Raw genomic sequence first — 16,259 nt, 5'->3', positions numbered from 1 at the left:
ACCGCAGCCAGCTCCTCAGCCATCACACCCGCTCAACAACACAGGCAATCAAGGAGACACGCCACCGGCGAGTGAACCTGACCAGGCCCTACTAGGAGCCCCGTATGGACTGGCAGACTCACGCGCGGCGCCTGGCGGCCGACGTGGTCCGGCCCGACTCACGCTGGCACGAACCCCTCGCCGACACCCCGCGGCACGTGTTCGTCCCCCGCTGGTGGGAGAACCTTGACGGAGTCTGGGAGCTGCGCGACGGCACGGCCGATCCCGAGGCATGGATGCGGGCCGCCTACGCGGACCGAACCCTTGTGACCCGTGTAGGCCCGGTGCACGCCGACCTCGCCGAACCGGGAGCCATCGTCACTGAGGGGAAACCCACCTCGTCGTCGACACTGCCCGGCCTGGTCGTCTCGATGTACCGGCACGCGATGATCAACGACGACTCGCGGGTCCTGGTGACGACCGGCACCGGCTACGGCACCGCGCTGCTGTGCAGGCGGCTCAGCGACCAGCTGGTGACCAGCGTGGACGTGGACCCGTACCTGGTCGGTGTCGCAAGGGAACGGCTCGCGTCGATCGGCCTGAGTCCGCGGATGGCCAGCGCGGACATTACGGGCCCGTTGCCCGGTGCGTTCGACCGGATCGTGTCCACGGTGTCGGTGCGCCCGGTCCCGGCCTCGTGGCTGGCAGCGCTCCGGCCGGGCGGCCGCCTAGTCACCACGATCGCGGGGACCGGGCTGGTCCTCGTCGCGGACAAGACGCGTGACGGCGGAGCCAAGGGCCGCATCGCTCCGGACGCGGCCGGCTTCATGCGCACCCGCCACGGCGACGACTATGAACACACCACCGGCGAGGTGTGGGAGAAGGCGCAGGCATCCGACGGCGACCAGGTGAGCACCAGCCCGTACCCACTGCTGTATGTACCGGACTCCTGGGAGGTGATGTCGATGCTCGAACTCCTGGCTCCCAGCATCGACCACCGCGTTGCCCAGGTAGGAGACGAGCGGACGGTATGGCTGCTTCACCAGGACGGGTCGTGGGCCCGCGCCACTGCGGTTGGCTTCCTCGGTTCCCCGACGGTGCATCAGGGCGGACCGCGCCGGTTGTGGGACGTCCTGGAGAAGATCCGGCATCGGCTCAACCGTGAGGGCGGCCTGCCCGTGTACGGGGCCCAGGTGGCCATCGACCCGGACGGCACGACCACTCTCTCCCGCGGCTCCTGGACGACCACCTTGTAGCCACCCGATCGCCCGCCCGTCCTGAGCGCCCCATGCAGATCGGGGCGGGCGAGCTCCAGGCCCCGAAGAACGCCGCCGCCCCCAGCTCGAAGTGCCTCTGAGCTGGGGGCGGTTCGGTAGGCCGTGTGGGACTCGAACCCACAACCAATGGATTAAAAGTCCACTGCTCTGCCAATTGAGCTAACGGCCCAGGCGATGTTGCCTCCCCGAGCATAGCCGGACGGAGGCGTCTCGCCGATCGGGTATCGGGGTCGTGGCCGCGTCGCGTGGCAGAAGTGGCACATCAGGTGGCCGACGGGTCAGAGATCGGCCAGTTTGGCGGTGTCCTCCTGGTGGGTCGCCGCGGCCGGGTTGAGGAACCAGTGGCGGGCCGAGACCTGCCACCAGATCGCGGCGAAGCCGAGGACGGCCAGGACGGCGACCGGGGCGTAGTTGAAGGACTTCCAGGTGACCGGGGAGACCTGCGGGAGCATGAAGAGGACGGTGATGACCACCACCCACGTCACCGATGTCACGCCGATGGCGATCGACCAGCGGCCCAGGTGCCAGGGCCCTCGCTCGAACGCGTCGCCCTTCCGTACCCGCAGCAGTGTCGGGATGACGTAGGCCACGTACAGGCCGATCACCGCGATCGACGTCACCGCGGCGTAGGCCGTGTAGTTGATCAGGTACGGGAGGCCCAGGGCGAGGGCGGCGAGAGCCGCCAGCCAGACCGCTGCCACGGGGGTGCGGGTGCGGGGGCTGACCGTGTGCCAGACGCGGGAGAAGGGGAGCGCGCCGTCCCGTGAAAAGGCGTAGATCATGCGGCTGTTGGCCGTGACCGAGGCCATTCCGCAGAAGAGCTGGGCGCCGATGACGACGAGGAGCAGGAGCTTGCCGGTCGTGGCGCCGAGCGCGTCCAGGAGGATCTGCGCCGGGGGTGCCCCCGTCGGGGACGCCGCCTCCTTGTCGTACGACTGGATGGCGAACGTGAAGCCGAGGAGGAGGACGAAGCCGGCTATCCAGGAGGTCCAGATCGAGCGGACGATGCCCTTCGGGCCGGCCGTGGAGGCGTCGTGCGTCTCCTCCGTCATGTGCGCCGAGGCGTCGTAGCCCGTGAAGGTGTACTGGGCCATCAGGAGGCCGATGAGGACGACGTACGGGCCGCTGCTCCAGCCCGTGTCGTTCACGAACTTGGTGAAGACGAAGGACGCCGACTGGTGGTGGTCGGGGACGAAGGTCAGCGCGCCGACGATGACCAGGACGCCGAGTACGTGCCACCACACGCTCACGCTGTTGAGGAGCGCGACGATGCGGACGCCGAAGGTGTTGAGGAGGCCGTGCAGCACGAGGATCCCCGCGAAGAGGAGGATCGTGCGGCCCGGGGTGACGGTGAAGTCGAACTGGAGGTTCAGGTACGCGCCGAGGAAGGACGCGGCGCCGAAGTCGATGCCCGCCGTCACCGCCACCTGGCCGAGCACGTTGAACCAGCCCGTGAACCACGCCCAGGCGGCCGCGCTGCGGGGCGGGGCCAGCCGGTGGGCCCAGAAGTAGAGGCCGGCGGAGGTCGGGTACGCCGAACAGATCTCGGCCATCGAGAGGCCTACGAAGAGGGTCATCAGGCCTACGGCCACCCAGCCCCAGGTGATCACGGCCGGGCCGCCGGTGATCATGCCGAAGAGGTAGAGGGTGAGACAGCCGGAGAGGACCGAGATGATCGTGAAGGAGACCGCGTAGTTCGAGAAGGCCGACATACGGCGGGCCAGGACCTGCGTGTAGCCGAGCTGGGCGAGCCGCTCCTCGTCGGAGAGTGCGCCGGAGGGCGACTTGGCTGTCGCGTCATCTGTCATGCCCTCAGCGATTCCCTCACCAAGGGCGTGACATGCGTCACAGCATGGCCGAAAACATGCTGGAACCGGCCTGAAACAGGCCTAAACGGGCCTAGAAGAGCGCCTTGTAGCCCTGCCAGCCCGTCGCGATCTTCACGCGTGCCGCGAACGTGCCCTTGCCCGTGCCCGTCTGCCGGTACAGGTTGCCCGCGGTGTCCCGCATGACCAGGTCGTTCCTGCCGTCCCCGGTGATGTCGCCGACGCCCACGACCGCGTTGTACGAGGCGTTCCAGTGCGCGGCGACCTTCACCCGCTCCTTCACCTGACCCGCCCCGGTGCCGTCGTAGCGCCACAGCGTGCCGGCCTTGTCGACCGCAAGGACGTCCCCGAAGCCGTCGCCGTTCAGGTCACCGGCGCCGACGATCTTCGTGTACGCCGACCAGGAGCGGATCTTCACCCCGGCCTTCAGCCTGCCGGTGCCGTCGTCGGCGAACAGGTAGACGTCCCCGGTGGCGGCCTTGCGGGCCAGCAGATCGGTCCGGCCGTCGCCGGTGAGGTCGCCAGGGGCCGTGAGGACGTTGTACGCGTTCCAGCCGGTGCCGAGGGAGACGTGCTTGTCGGACGGCTTGTACGAGCCGCCGCACTTGCCGGTGTACCGGCGCAGCTCCCCGTTGGGCATCCGCACCAGCATCTCCGAGCACCGGTCGCCGGTCATGTCCCCGAAGGGAACGGCGGTCGTGCCCGCCGCCCAGCCGGAGGCCGTCCACGTGCCGCTGAACTTGCCGTTGCCGGTGGTGGAGTGGAGCGTGAGGCCGCCGGACGAGCTGAGGGTGGCCAGGTCGCCGTAGCTGTACCCGCTCTGGTCGTGGAAGCCCTGCGTGCCGCCGGTGTAGCCGAACTTCCCGCTGGTCGTGTACGTCCCCGAGCCCTCGGCGGCGGTGGCGGTCAGCGTCCAGGTCTTCGGACCGTTGAGCGGATAGCCGCCCGTGTCGTTCGTCCCGTCCCAGTCGATGTCGACCGACGTGCCGCTGCCCTTGATGGTGCGGTCGGCGTGCCCGTGGGTGTCCTTCACGGTAAAGGTCCACTTGGCGGGCTTGCTGAGCTGCCAGACGCTGCCCCAGGTGGTGTTGCCGGTGGCGCCTTCCCGGGCGTCCTCGTCCCAGTCCGCCACCTCCGACTCGATCCCCGTCAGGGGCTGCGTCGGCACCCCGCTCGGCACGATCCGGATGACGTCGTCCGGGCCGACGTACGCGATGTCGCCGCCGAACTTGTCCACGGACCAGGTCAGCCGCCGCTGGTCGGCGGTCTGCCCGGCGGGCAGGTCGGCGATCGCGCGCGCCGCGGCCGCCGTCCCGGTGTGGAAGTCCGTCAGCATGAGCTTGCCGGCGGCCCGGTCGTGCTGGACGAGGTAGCCGTCGCCGACCAGCGCCGGGCCGGAGGGCACCTTGATGTTCTTCTTCGCCGTACGGTCGTACACGCCCGCGGCGCCCGTCGGGCCGCAGTTCCAGTAGATCCAGCGGCCGACGACCTCGAGCTCCTTGACCGTGCAGGGCGCGCCGGTGGAGACGGTCGCGACCGTCTTCTTCGCCTTCAGGTCGTATCCGGTGACGACGCCGTTGCCGGTGCCCGGCGTCCACAGCGTCGAACCCCACACGGAGGCGGCGGTGATGGACCGGGTCAGCCGGACGTTCTGGGTCTGGTACGCGGGCACCGCGTCGACGTACTGCTTGCCGGTGGAAGACGCCTGGTAGACGTAGAAGCGGCCGGTGGCGTCGACGAAACGGCCGCCGGTGACGACCGGATCGGGCCCGCCGTCCATCGAGTCCTCGGTCAGGTAGATCTGGGCCGTCTGCTTGCCGGTGCCGTCGTCCATGAAGTCGCCGACGTAGGTGTTGCCGAAGGTACGCATCGGCACGCAGCCCCGTGCACCCTCGTCGCACGGCACCCGTTGGAGATGGCCGCCGACCGCGTCCGTGCCGGCGAATCCCCGGGTCGTCCTCTCCAGCACCGTGGTGCCGTCGGCCGAGATCTGCCGGCCGATCACCCACTGGTCATAGCTCGGCGCGTTCTCCACGGTGGTCAGGAAGCCGCCCGCGTAGTCGATGCCGTAGACGCCGTCCGTCACGATCGGCGTCGGGGTGGTGTCCGCGGCGGCCGTGCCCGCGGTGGTCAGCGAACCGGCGCCGAGGGCGGCCAGTCCGACGAGAGTGAGTGCGATCCGGGCATGCCGGCTCAAGGAACCCCCCAGGAAGTCAAAAGTCAAAGGATGTTAACAACCGGCACACAGACATCAACAGTGAATTGACCGTGAACAGGGGGTAGTTGGCGGTGCCTGTCCGTACCGTCCCGGTCCGGAACGCGGAAGGGCCCGTACGACAGTCGTCGTACGGGCCCTTCGTCACCTCACTCGGTGTCAGCCGTTGCGCTTCCAGCGCGGCTTGTCGTCGCGGCGGCCGAAGGAGCCGGAGGCCCCGGAGGGGCCGGAGGACGAGCCGCGGTGGTCGTCACGACGGCCGAACGGGCGGTCGTGACCGCTGTGGCCACCGCTGCGGAAGCCCGGGCGGTCGTCACGGCGGTCGCGGTTGAAGGGGCGGTCGCTGCCACGGTGGCCGGACGGACGGTCGTCACGGCGGAAGCCGCCACGGTCGTCACGACGCTCGAAGGAGCGGCCGCCACGGTCGTCACGGTCCCGGTCGAACGGCCGACGCTCGTCCCGGCTGAAACCGCCACGGTCGCCACCGTCACGACGGTCGTCACGGCGGTCATCGCGGCGGAAGCCACCCGACGGACGCTCGTCCCGGCGGTCGAAGGAACGGGCACCGCGGTCGTCGCGGCGGTCGTCACGGCGGTCGTCGCGGCGGAAACCGCCCGACGGACGGTCGTCACGGCGGAAACCACCACGGTCGCCACCGTCACGACGGTCGTCACGGCGGTCGTCACGGCGGAAGCCACCCGACGGACGGTCATCGCGGCGGAAACCGCCACGGTCGCCACCGTCACGACGGTCGTCACGGCGGAAGCCGCCCGACGGACGGTCGTCACGGCGGTCACGGCGCTCGTAGTTGCCCCGCTCGTCACGCTGCTGACGCGGGCGCTCGTACGAGGAGGACTCCTGGCGGTCCGGCGCCTCGGCGGCCGGCTGCTCCGCCACCACGGCCTCGGCCTCGGCCACGGCGGCGGCCTCGGCCACCGCCGTCTCCGGGTCCTCGCCGCGCTCGCGGGCGGCCCGGGCGACCAGGCGGTCGGCCTCCTCGCGCAGCTCGGCGGCCCGGCGCTGGGCCCGCTCCAGCTCCTTGGTGAGCTGGGTGACCTCGCGCTCGGCCTGCTGCGCCGCGTTGCCCGCGGACTCGGCCTGCACCTCGGTCATGGAACGGGCGCCGGTGATGTCGGCGACCTCGGGCTCGAAGGCCGTACCGGAGTTGATGATGTGACGGCCGGCGTCGACGCCCGCGTCCTCCATCAGCCGGAAGATCTGCCGGCGCTGGTGCGGGAGGGAGAGCGAGACGACCGTGCCGGTGCGGCCCGCGCGAGCGGTACGGCCGGCGCGGTGCAGGTAGTCCTTGTGGTCGCCGGCCGGGTCGACGTTCAGCACCAGGTCGATGCCGTCGACGTGGATACCGCGGGCGGCGACGTCCGTCGCGACCAGGACGTTGACGTACCCGTCCTTGAAGTCGGCGAGGGTCCGGGTGCGGGCGCCCTGGGTCATGCCGCCGTGCAGCGCGTCGGCCTTCACGCCGGAGTCGCGCAGCTGCTCGGCGACGCGGTCGGCGCCCAGCTGGGTGCGGACGAAGATGATCGTGCGGCCCTTGCGGGAGGCGATCGCGGCGGTGACCGGCGCCTTGTCCTTGGGCTTCACGATGAGGATGTGGTGGGACATCGTCGTGACCGCGCCCTGGGCCGCGTCCACCTCGTGGGAGACGGGGTTGTTCAGGTAGCGCTCGACGAGGGTCTGGATCTCGTTCTCCATCGTGGCGGAGAAGAGCATGCGCTGGCCGCCGGCCGGGACCTGGTCGAGCAGCTCGGTGACCTCGGGCAGGAAGCCCAGGTCGGACATCTGGTCGGCCTCGTCGAGGACGGCGATCTGCACGTCCTCGAGGGAGCAGGCGCCGCGGTTGATGATGTCGCGCAGGCGGCCCGGGGTGGCGACGAGGATGTCGACGCCGCGCTCCAGGGCGTAGATCTGGTTGCCCATGGACGTGCCGCCGCAGACGACCTTCATCTTCAGGCCGACGACATCGCCGTAGGGCTGGAGCGCGTCGGCGACCTGCATCGCCAGCTCGCGGGTCGGGGTGAGGATGACGGCACGCGGCCGCTTCTTCTCGGTGCGGCCGCCGGCCAGGGTGGCCAGGGTGGGCAGACCGAAGGAGAGGGTCTTGCCGGAGCCGGTGCGGCCCCGGCCGAGGATGTCCTTGCCGACCAGGGCGTCCGGGATGGTCGCGGCCTGGATCGGGAAGGGGGTCGTCACGCCGTTCTGCGCGAGCTTGCGCACGAGGCCCTCGGGGAGACCGAGGTCGGCAAAAGTGATCTGGGGGGTGGTGTCAGCGGTCTCCTCGGAGACCTGGGTCACCAGTTCGTCGTCCTGGATGTTCTCGGGCACAACGATCTGGTCATTACTGGACACGGACATGCGAATGCGAAACCTTCCGGAGTCTCTTCGGCACGCGCCCGTCAACTCCGTGATTCGCTCACGACCGCCTCAATGCGGTCCGCCACGGCAAGGGAGAGTACGCGCCACACGGCGCGCTCTGCAGTGGCGCCGGGCAAATGGGATCAAACGATCTACCACCATACGCACCCAACACCCCCGAAGGCAAACCGAGCTCCGACCTCGCAGCTCACAGCAGGTTTGCCACGGCCCCAGCGACACTCACGCCAATCCCTCGACGCACAGATCGCACAGACCGGACGCGCAACCTTACGAACTCCCCAACACCCGACCCACCCATCTTCTTCCCCCTTGCCGGAGAGCACCCCCGCGCCGACCGCACGATCATCTCCACCCGCCATCGTGGATCCGACCGCCACCCGAATTTCTTTTCCCGCCGCAACGGCGCCCAGCCCCCACGACGCATCCCGGCGGTGCCGATGCCCCCCGCACTCCCAAGGCCGCCTTCTCCTGCCACCCGGGATCCGACCGCCACCCGAATTTCTTTTCCCGCCGCAATGGCGCCCAGCCCCCACGACGCATCCCGGCGGTGCCGATGCCCCCCGCACTCCCTACGCCGGCGTCCCCGCCTCCGGTGCCGGTTCGCGTTGTACCAGCTGGGTCCCCGTGTCCTCGTGCGCCGACGAGGACGGCTCGGCCGACGGGGGGTCCGTCGCCGGGGGCGGCGGGGTGGGTGAAGCCGGTGGCGGGGTGGGCGAGGCCGCCGGCGGCGCGGGCGTCGTCGGGGCCCCCGTCGGCCCGGCCGGCACCCCCGGCGCCACGCTCTTGCCCGGCTTCGCCGGCCCGGCCGGGGCCGCGCTGGCCCCCTTCGTCGGTTTCGCGGACGCCGACGCCGACTCCCCCGGCTTCGCCTTCTCCCCGTGCCCGCGCTTCCCGTCGGCCACCGCACCGCCGTACCCCGCACCGCCCTCGCCGGACACCCCGGAGCCGCCTTCGGCGACGTCACCGCCCCGGTGCCCCGCGGAGTGCGACGGCTTGGCCTTCCCCGCGTCGTCGCCCACGTTCACACAGCCGGCGGCGGCCGCGACCGCCATCACCGTGACGGCCAGACGGACTGGTACGTACTTGGGGCGCACGGGGGCCACCTCCGGGGGCGCAGAAAGAAGACAACCTGCCCAACTCCCGCCGCCCACAAGAGGACACGCACCCCCGACCGGAGGTGACGGCTGTCCGTACGACAAACGCCGGACCCTCGCCCCCAACCGTCGCCGGGGCGTGGACGGGTGGTTCACCATGGGGTGTGCGATTCGACTCCGTTCCCATGCCGGCGAGCGTCGAGGCCAGACCTCGTGACAGCCGCGGCTATCCCGTGCCCGCCATCACGCCGTGGGAGGGCGACGCCCCCCAGTTCGCACTCACCGACTACGGGCGCAGCGCGGAGTGCGCCCGCAACAGGCTGTGCTCCGTCTGCAACACGCTGATACCGAAGGGTCCGGTGTGGCGGGTGGTCGGCGCCGCGGAGAGTTCCGTGATCCGCGACGCGCTGACCGCCGGGCGGCCGTACCGCAACCTGGCGCCGACCCTGGAGGCTCCCGGGCACCGCGCGTGCATGCTCTACGCCTCGATGGTCTGCCCCTATCTGGCCCGCCCCAACGCCCGGCGGGGCACGAGCGCGGAAACCCCGGACGACATGACCGCGCATGTCGTCCGGGGTGCTGTGCGAGGGGAGCTGGGTGCCGTGGTGGGGTTCGCCGACTACGAGTTCGCCGTCACCAAGTCCCAGGTCCTGTTCCGTTTCCTCGACGTCGTCGAGTTCCTGCCGCACGACACGGCCGACCAGCACCTTGCGGCGCTACGGGCCGAACTCGCCCGCTCCGACGGCCGGTCGGGCGGCGGTCAGCCGCGGTAGGCGGGCAGCCCCTTGTGCGCGGAGACCTTGACCGGGCTGCCGAACCCGTGGGCGGTCCTGGTGACCGTGTAGGTGCCGTTCGGGGTCCGGAAGGCGATGGTCTTGCCGTTGGGCGACCAGGTGGGCTCGGTGTAGTCGGTGGTGGCGTGCGGGGTGATGTCCTTGACGGCGTTGGTGCCGGCGGTCAGGTCGTCGACGAAGAGGTGGTCGTGCCCGCCGACCGAGCGGACGAAGACGACCTCCTCCGCGTCGGGGGCGAGCGCGGGCTCGGACCCCTTGGCCAGCGCACCGCCCTGCTGACGCAGGTAGTCGTCCCGGATGTAGACCTCACCGGTGTGGGTGTTGTCGTAGACGGCGGTGCCGTAGGACCCGCCGACGTTCGGCCAGGCGTTGTTCGTCTGCGGGAGCGCGCCCGCCTCGGGGTCGTCGCTGTTCAGGCTGATCTTGGCCGGCTTGGCGTGGTTGCCGGTGGCCTTGACGCGCTCCAGCACGGTGCTGCCGTGGATCTTGGCGGCGAAGATGATGTTGTTCTTCGCGGGGATGCCGTTCGTCCTGTCGGCCGCGGCGACCTGCCAGGTCGGGTGGGACCAGGTCTGGTTGCCCGGGTTGGCGGCGACGGTGACCCGGTGACTGCCGTCGGGGTCGGAGACGACGAGGTTGCCGTGGCCGTCGACGAAGGCGGCCTTGCTGCCGCTCGGGTTCCAGGCCAGGTCGCGGACGACGGTACCGAAGCCGATCGACCTGCCGCCGACGAGAACGTGACGGGTGCCGTCGCTGATGGTCAGTCCCCGGGGCACGCTCACCGCCTTGGTCGCAGGAGCGGCCGTCGCGGCGGCGGACAGGCCGGCCACGGCCAGCAGCGCGGCGACACCGGTGGCAGCGGCTGCGGTGCGACGACGGTAACGTGCGGACATCGGGTTCCCCCCAGGGTGAATGACTTCGCGGTGACAGAAGTCTTCCCAGGAGCGATGACAGAGCTGTGCGTGCGCTGTCACAGGCGTGCAATAGGGGTCGGAGCCGGAAACCCCCGCTCGACGCGTTCGTCCCCGACAATGGCCCTGTGCTGGAGATGACACGCGACAGTTTCGAAGAGCTGGTGAGCGAGGCCCTGGACCGGATCCCGCCGGAGCTGACGCGGGTCATGGACAACGTGGCCGTGTTCGTGGAGGACGAGCCGTCCGCCGACGACCCGGAGCTACTGGGCCTGTACGAGGGGACGCCGCTCACCGAACGCGGGGAGTGGTACGCCGGGGTCCTCCCCGACCGCATCACGATCTACATGGGGCCGACCCTGCGTCACTGCGAGACGCCGGAAGACGTGGTCCACGAAGTCGCCGTGACCGTCGTCCACGAGGTGGCGCACCACTTCGGCATCGGGGACGCCCGGCTCCACGAACTGGGCTGGGGCTGACCCGCCCGGCACCCGAAGCCCTTCCGCCCGCGGCACGAACCGCAGCATATGAGCCAGCGATCCTGGGCATACGGCACCAATGGCCCGCGTCCGCACCCGAGCCCGCCTGCCCGTCCTGGAACTCGCCCCCGAGGCGCACGAGCCCCCCGCCTGGAGCCGCGTCCTCGGCCTGCTGGCCGTCGTACTCGTCGGCGCCTGGCTCGGCCTGCTGATCGTCGGGAACGTCCGCGCCCAGGTCGGCCCGATGGACACGACGATGACGCTGCGGCCGTCCCTCACCGGCGGCACGAAGATCAACGTCTCACCGCTGGGCGCCCTCTACCTGGACACCCACGCCGGTCCCGTCCGCCTCGACGTCAACGTCGACCAGCTCGACCCGGTCCGCTCCCAGGCACTGGTCGACCACCCCGAGCGCCTCTCCGGACTCCAGGACGAGGTCGCCCACGACGTCGAGCACGGCACCCTCGACCTGGCCGTACGCTCCTGCGTGGCCGTCGTCACCGGCGCCACCGCCCTCGGCCTGGCGGTCTACCGACGCCCGCGCCGCGCCCTGGCCGCCGGCGGCCTAGCCCTCGCCCTGCTCGCCTCCTCCGGCGCGACCGCGTTCGCCACCTGGAACCCCGAGTCGGTCCTGGAACCGAGGTTCTCGGGCCTGCTCTCCTCCGCCCCGGCGCTGGTCGGCAACGCACGCAGCATCGTCACCGAATTCGACGTCTACCAGAAGGAACTGGCCCGCCTGGTGACGAACGTGACGAAACTGTACGACGTCACGTCCACGCTCCCCGCCTACTCCCCGGACCCGGCCACCCTGCGCGTCCTGCACGTCTCCGACATCCATCTGAACCCGGCGAGCTGGAAGATCATCGCCTCGCTGGTCGAGCAGTACAAGGTGAACGTGATCGTCGACTCCGGCGACACCATGGACCACGGCACGGCGGCCGAGAACGGCTTCCTGGACCCCGTCGCCGACCTGGGCGTGCCGTACGTCTGGGTCCGGGGCAACCACGACTCCCGCACCACCCAGCGCTACCTCTCCCGCATGAAGAACGTGCACGTCCTGGACGACGGCCGCGCCGAGACGATCGCCGGGCTGCGCTTCGCCGGGATCGGCGACCCCCAGTTCACCCCCGACCGCTCGACCGCCCCCGGCGGCGACGCGGCCGAGGAACAGGCCGGTGACCGCCTCGCCACGGCCCTGCGGGAGCAGCGGGCGGCCGACACTCCGGTGGACGTCGCGATCGTCCACGAGCCGACGGCGGCCCGGATGACGGACGGCGAGGTGCCCCTGGTCCTGGCGGGCCATCTCCACCACGAGCAGACGGAGATCCTTTCGCACGGCACCCGGCTGCGCGTGGAGGGCTCCACGGGCGGCAGCGGGCTCCGGGCCGTCGAGGGCAAGTACCCGGACCCGATCGAGGCCTCGATCCTCTACTTCGACCGGGACAGCCGCCGGCTCCAGGCGTGGGACGAGATCAGACTGGGCGGTCTGGGCGAGACGACGGCCGAGGTCAGCCGCCACCTCCCGGCGGACGTATTCGATCAGCGGCTCCGCCGCGGGCAACCAGGCGCCACCCCCTCCCCCGCAGGGGGCCCATCACCCTCAGGGGGCACACCCGGAACCCCGTCGCCCTCGGGGTCGTAAACCGTTTTGGCGATACTCCCCGGGATCCCATATGCTTCTCACGTCCCCGACGCGCTGAGGAAGCGCCCAGGCGGGCCGATAGCCCTCATCGTCTAGCGGCCTAGGACGCCGCCCTTTCAAGGCGGTAGCACGGGTTCGAATCCCGTTGGGGGCACGCAAGATCGTGTGCAACACTGTTGCACACACAGCTTGGTCCTGTGGAGCAGTTTGGAGTGCTCGCCACCCTGTCAAGGTGGAGGCCGCGGGTTCAAATCCCGTCAGGACCGCTGAGGTTTCACGTGAAACCTCGTGGCTGGGTAGCTCAGTTGGTACGAGCGATCGCCTGAAAAGCGATAGGTCGCCGGTTCGACCCCGGCCCCAGCCACAACAGACAGCCCCTCCGGGATTCCGGAGGGGCTGTTCTCATGCCCCGTCCGCCTCGCTGCGTTTAGGGGATGGGCAGCAGGGACGACCTGCCGTCGGTCCAGGTGACTCCGATCTGGGTGATGGTTCCGTAAGACCGTCTCGCTCATCCGCGCAGTCCGGCAGCGGCCCGCCAACCGGCTCCGCCTGGCTGCGTCTTGGGCAGGACCAGGGCGGAGTATGGCGTTCCTTTGGACTCGGACTGCGATCATGACAACTGCATGACAACGCTGAGCCGACCCGCCTCCTCCGGCGTTCTCGTGACCGCACCCGCGAACGCTCCGTGGAGACCTCATGCACAGATCCCGCCCCGCCGTAGGACTGTCCCTCGCCGTGATCGTCGTGGCGGGGGTGATGAGCGGCTGGGGGACCGGGCGGGCCGTGGCCGACCCCGGGCCGGGCAGGACGCTGTACGTGGAGGGCTACAGCACGGTGTGCAGTGACAGCGGTACGGGGACGGAGAGCCGGCCCTTCTGCACCGTGCAGGCCGCCGCGGACGTGGTCGAGCCGGGGGACACGGTCCGCATCCTGGGGGCACCCCTCTCCCCGTACTCGGAAGCGGTGACCCTCACCCGGTCGGGGACCAGCGACAAGCCGATCACGTTCAGCGGAGCGCCCCTCCCCCCGAGCCGCCTGAAGGCGGTGCTCGCCGCGCCCGCCTCCGCACCGGCGCTGACGCTGAAAGGCGTGCACGACGTACGCGTCGAATCGCTGACCTTCAGCGACGAGCACCACTCGGACGTGGTGGCGGTGACCGGGTCCGACCATGTGACCCTCGACGGGCTGACGGTCGAGAACGCCGCCCCGACGACCCCCGTCACCGGGACGGCGATCGGTGTGGACGGCACGTCCTCGGACGTGACCGTGTCACGGAACTCGATCTACCCCAGCACCGCATACGGCGTACGGGTGGGGCCGGGAGCGGCCCGGGTCACCGTGACGACCAACGTGATCCTCACGCAGCAGCAGAGCGGCATCGCGGTGTCGGGGGCAGCCGACACGGACGTCACCAGCAACACCGTCTTCGCCCCCTGCGCCACCGGAATCTCACTGGACGGCGGGAGTTCCGGGGTGGTGGAGAACAACGTGGCCATCGCCCTCGGGTCGGCGATGCAGACCAGCAGCTGCCCGGCGCCGACCGCTCCGCTCTACGCGGTGTCGGCCGACTCCACGAGCCAGGTCACCGCCGACTACAACGTGGCAGCGAGCGAGGCGTCCGCTTCCGCCCCGGCCCGCACCGAGTACTCCTGGGCCGGCACCTCCTACGCCACCAGGGCGGCGTTCCGGGACGGGACCGGCCAGGGCGCGCATGACCTCGACGGGATCAACGCGTACCCGGCGACGCCGTCCGAGCACTCCCCCCTGATCGACTCGGCCGACGCCACCGCGCCCGGCGAACTCACCACCGACCAGGAGGGGCGTGCTCGGGTCGACGACCTGCTGGTCGACAACACCGGCACCGGCACCGGCCACCCCGACCGGGGCGCCCTGGAACGGCAGGACACCCTCACCATCGCCTCCGGCGACGTTCCGACGCCCCCCAAGGGGCTCGCGCCGCTCGGCATCTCCATGAAGACCGACGCCACCAGCTCCTGGGGCGCGGCCCTCACCTACTCGGTCGACTTCGGCGACGGCAGCGACCCGGCCACCGGCACCCCCGGCACCCCGGTCAGCCACACCTACACCACGCCGGGGCTGTACACCACGCGCATCACGTTCACCGAACCCGACGGGACGAACGCGGAGAAGTCCTACGCCGGGGTGGCGGCGGGTACGGCCACACCGCCCGCCGCCGCCCTGTCCGTCGCCCCGGACACCGCGACCGGGCAGGTCAACGCCGGGTTCGCACGGTTCACGGTGCCCGCACCGGCCGACCCGTGGGAGGTCGAGTACCGGACCCTGAGTTTCGGCGACGGCACGCAGGAGCACCTGGCCGCCGACGCCCAGGAGCCGACGCAGCCCATGCACCAGTACGCGGCCCCCGGCACCTACACCGCCACCCTGACGCAGACCGACCTGCTCGGCCGTACCACCACCGCCACGACCGTCTTCCATGCCGCGGACGCCTTCATCGCCATGACCCCGCAGTACGACACCGAGAAGACGATCGCCGCGCACAGCGTCCTGAAGCTCTCGGCGGCCACGCTGCAGGCCGACTCGGACGGCGTGGACGCGGCCCAGCTCCAGCTCGTCACCAGCAACGCGAAGGCGAGCGGCACGCTCACCCTCTACACCCACGGCACCACCCGCCCGGGCACCGCCGCCATCGCCTTCGAGCCGGGCCGGACGGCCACCGCCGAGACGACGGTGAAGGTCACCCCGACCGGTTCGGTCGACCTCTACAACGGCAGCTCCGGCGCGGTGACGGTCAACGTCGCCACGGTCGGCCTCCAGTCCCACGCCCAGTACGCCGACACCTACCACCCGGTCACTCCGGCCCGCCTGCTCGACACCCGCACCGGCACCGGCACCGGTGGCACGCGCGGTCCGGTCGCCGGCGGCCACTCGGTCACACTGCCGGTCGGCGGCACCCACGGTGTCCCGGCGGACGCGACGGCAGTGGTCCTCGACGTCACGGCGACCACCACCAAGGCATCCGGCGACCTCGTCGTCTCCACCCACAGCACCAACGACTCCGGCGTCAGCGGCCCGTACTGGACCACCGGCCAGACCGCCACAACCCAGGTCGTGATCCCCGTATACGACGGCAAGGTCGTCCTGCACAACGAAAGCAGGGCGTCGGCGAACCTCGTGGCGGACCTCGCCGGCTGGTACGGCACCACCGCGAACGGCGCGGAGTTCCTGCCCACCGCTCCCGCCCGCATCCTCGACACCCGCACCGGAACCGGCACCGGCAAGGTCGCCAGGCTCGCCGCCCACGCCACCCTCAAGCTCAAGGTCACCGGCGCCCACGGCGTCCCCGCGACCGGAGTCACCGCCGCCGACCTGAACCTCACGGTGCCCTCCCCGTCCGGCAACGGCTACCTCGTCGCCTACCCCGACGGCACCATCCGCCCCGGCGTCTACTCGCTGAACTTCACCAAGGGACACACCGCGGCCAACCGCGCGCTGGTCGAGGTCGGCACCGACGGCGAGATCGACCTCTACAACGCCGGGACCACCTCGGTGGACGTGTACGCAGACCTGCTGGGCGACTACGACATCTTCCCGGCCGCGCCCTGAATCTCCTTGGCCCCGCGACCCGCCGACGCTAGGTTCTGGCGGGTCAACACGTCACCAGGGTGG

The 16,259-nt window shown here is 70.7% G+C and carries 10 protein-coding genes and 4 tRNA genes; 8 read left to right on the top strand and 6 right to left on the bottom strand.

All coding sequences use genetic code 11. The features are described from left to right. The first annotated feature begins 104 nt into the window (after nt 1-104). A complete protein-coding gene (locus ACFWPS_RS36580) occupies nt 105-1,235 on the top strand; it encodes a protein-L-isoaspartate(D-aspartate) O-methyltransferase (RefSeq protein WP_383713415.1) in 1,131 nt (376 codons plus the stop codon). 117 nt (nt 1,236-1,352) lie between these two features. Here the strand turns inward: ACFWPS_RS36580 and ACFWPS_RS36575 are convergent. From ACFWPS_RS36575 to ACFWPS_RS36555, 5 genes are all read right to left on the bottom strand, one after another. Continuing rightward, nucleotides 1,353-1,425 (bottom strand) — tRNA-Lys (locus ACFWPS_RS36575). A gap of 109 nt (nt 1,426-1,534) precedes the next feature. Beyond that, nucleotides 1,535-3,064 (bottom strand): amino acid permease, encoded by a 1,530-nt coding sequence (locus ACFWPS_RS36570; protein ID WP_383713412.1) that lies wholly within the window; start codon nt 3,062-3,064, stop codon nt 1,535-1,537. Nucleotides 3,065-3,155: 91 nt separating this feature from the next. Continuing rightward, nucleotides 3,156-5,279 carry an FG-GAP repeat domain-containing protein gene (locus ACFWPS_RS36565; RefSeq protein ID WP_383713409.1) on the bottom strand — a complete coding sequence of 708 codons (2,124 nt, stop codon included), beginning with the start codon at nt 5,277-5,279 and terminating at the stop codon, nt 3,156-3,158. Between the two features lie 177 nt (nt 5,280-5,456). Next, a complete protein-coding gene (locus ACFWPS_RS36560; RefSeq protein WP_383713407.1) occupies nt 5,457-7,670 on the bottom strand; it encodes a DEAD/DEAH box helicase in 2,214 nt (737 codons plus the stop codon). A gap of 590 nt (nt 7,671-8,260) precedes the next feature. Further along, on the bottom strand, nt 8,261-8,785 hold the full coding sequence (locus tag ACFWPS_RS36555) for a hypothetical protein (protein ID WP_383713404.1): 525 nt from the start codon (nt 8,783-8,785) through the stop codon (nt 8,261-8,263). 185 nt (nt 8,786-8,970) lie between these two features. Here ACFWPS_RS36555 and ACFWPS_RS36550 point away from each other — a divergent pair, with 185 nt between their 5' ends. Beyond that, nucleotides 8,971-9,558 (top strand): hypothetical protein, encoded by a 588-nt coding sequence (locus tag ACFWPS_RS36550; RefSeq protein WP_383713402.1) that lies wholly within the window; start codon nt 8,971-8,973, stop codon nt 9,556-9,558. On the opposite strand, the gene ACFWPS_RS36545 is transcribed toward ACFWPS_RS36550, so the two are convergent. Continuing rightward, nucleotides 9,546-10,472 carry a TolB family protein gene (locus ACFWPS_RS36545; RefSeq protein WP_383713400.1) on the bottom strand — a complete coding sequence of 309 codons (927 nt, stop codon included), beginning with the start codon at nt 10,470-10,472 and terminating at the stop codon, nt 9,546-9,548. The genes ACFWPS_RS36550 and ACFWPS_RS36545 overlap by 13 nt on opposite strands. Nucleotides 10,473-10,618: 146 nt before the next feature. Between ACFWPS_RS36545 and ACFWPS_RS36540 the strand changes: the two genes are divergently transcribed. The 6 genes from ACFWPS_RS36540 (at nt 10,619) to ACFWPS_RS36515 (ending at nt 16,196) form a co-directional block, all read left to right on the top strand. Continuing rightward, nucleotides 10,619-10,969: a metallopeptidase family protein gene (locus tag ACFWPS_RS36540; RefSeq protein ID WP_383713397.1), complete on the top strand. Its 351-nt coding sequence runs from the start codon at nt 10,619-10,621 to the stop codon at nt 10,967-10,969. Nucleotides 10,970-11,048: 79 nt separating this feature from the next. Further along, nucleotides 11,049-12,611, top strand: a complete 1,563-nt coding sequence (locus ACFWPS_RS36535; protein WP_383713395.1) for a metallophosphoesterase — start codon at nt 11,049-11,051, stop codon at nt 12,609-12,611. Nucleotides 12,612-12,692: 81 nt separating this feature from the next. After that, nucleotides 12,693-12,765, top strand: a tRNA-Glu gene (locus ACFWPS_RS36530). A gap of 37 nt (nt 12,766-12,802) precedes the next feature. Then, nucleotides 12,803-12,877, top strand: a tRNA-Asp gene (locus ACFWPS_RS36525). A 24-nt stretch (nt 12,878-12,901) separates the two neighbouring features. Then, nucleotides 12,902-12,975 (top strand) — tRNA-Phe (locus ACFWPS_RS36520). Nucleotides 12,976-13,307: 332 nt separating this feature from the next. After that, on the top strand, nt 13,308-16,196 hold the full coding sequence (locus tag ACFWPS_RS36515) for a PKD domain-containing protein (RefSeq protein WP_383713392.1): 2,889 nt from the start codon (nt 13,308-13,310) through the stop codon (nt 16,194-16,196). The last annotated feature ends 63 nt before the right edge of the window (nt 16,197-16,259 follow it).

Origin of the sequence: Streptomyces sp. NPDC058457, assembly GCF_042720695.1 — a bacterium.
Taxonomy (GTDB): Bacteria; Actinomycetota; Actinomycetes; order Streptomycetales; family Streptomycetaceae; genus Streptomyces.
The sequence above is the reverse complement of the archived record's forward strand: the minus strand, read 5'-3'. Positions and strand labels throughout refer to the sequence as shown.

What these genes read in the sequence shown, in the direction of transcription:
- ACFWPS_RS36560 (WP_383713407.1), bottom strand. Translation starts at nt 7,670, where the DNA reads ATGTCCGTGTCCAGTAATGACCAGATCGTTGTGCCCGAGAACATCCAG.
- ACFWPS_RS36570 (WP_383713412.1), bottom strand. Translation starts at nt 3,064, where the DNA reads ATGACAGATGACGCGACAGCCAAGTCGCCCTCCGGCGCACTCTCCGAC.
- ACFWPS_RS36535 (WP_383713395.1), top strand. Translation starts at nt 11,049, where the DNA reads ATGGCCCGCGTCCGCACCCGAGCCCGCCTGCCCGTCCTGGAACTCGCC.
- ACFWPS_RS36515 (WP_383713392.1), top strand. Translation starts at nt 13,308, where the DNA reads ATGCACAGATCCCGCCCCGCCGTAGGACTGTCCCTCGCCGTGATCGTC.
- ACFWPS_RS36545 (WP_383713400.1), bottom strand. Translation starts at nt 10,472, where the DNA reads ATGTCCGCACGTTACCGTCGTCGCACCGCAGCCGCTGCCACCGGTGTC.
- ACFWPS_RS36550 (WP_383713402.1), top strand. Translation starts at nt 8,971, where the DNA reads ATGCCGGCGAGCGTCGAGGCCAGACCTCGTGACAGCCGCGGCTATCCC.
- ACFWPS_RS36580 (WP_383713415.1), top strand. Translation starts at nt 105, where the DNA reads ATGGACTGGCAGACTCACGCGCGGCGCCTGGCGGCCGACGTGGTCCGG.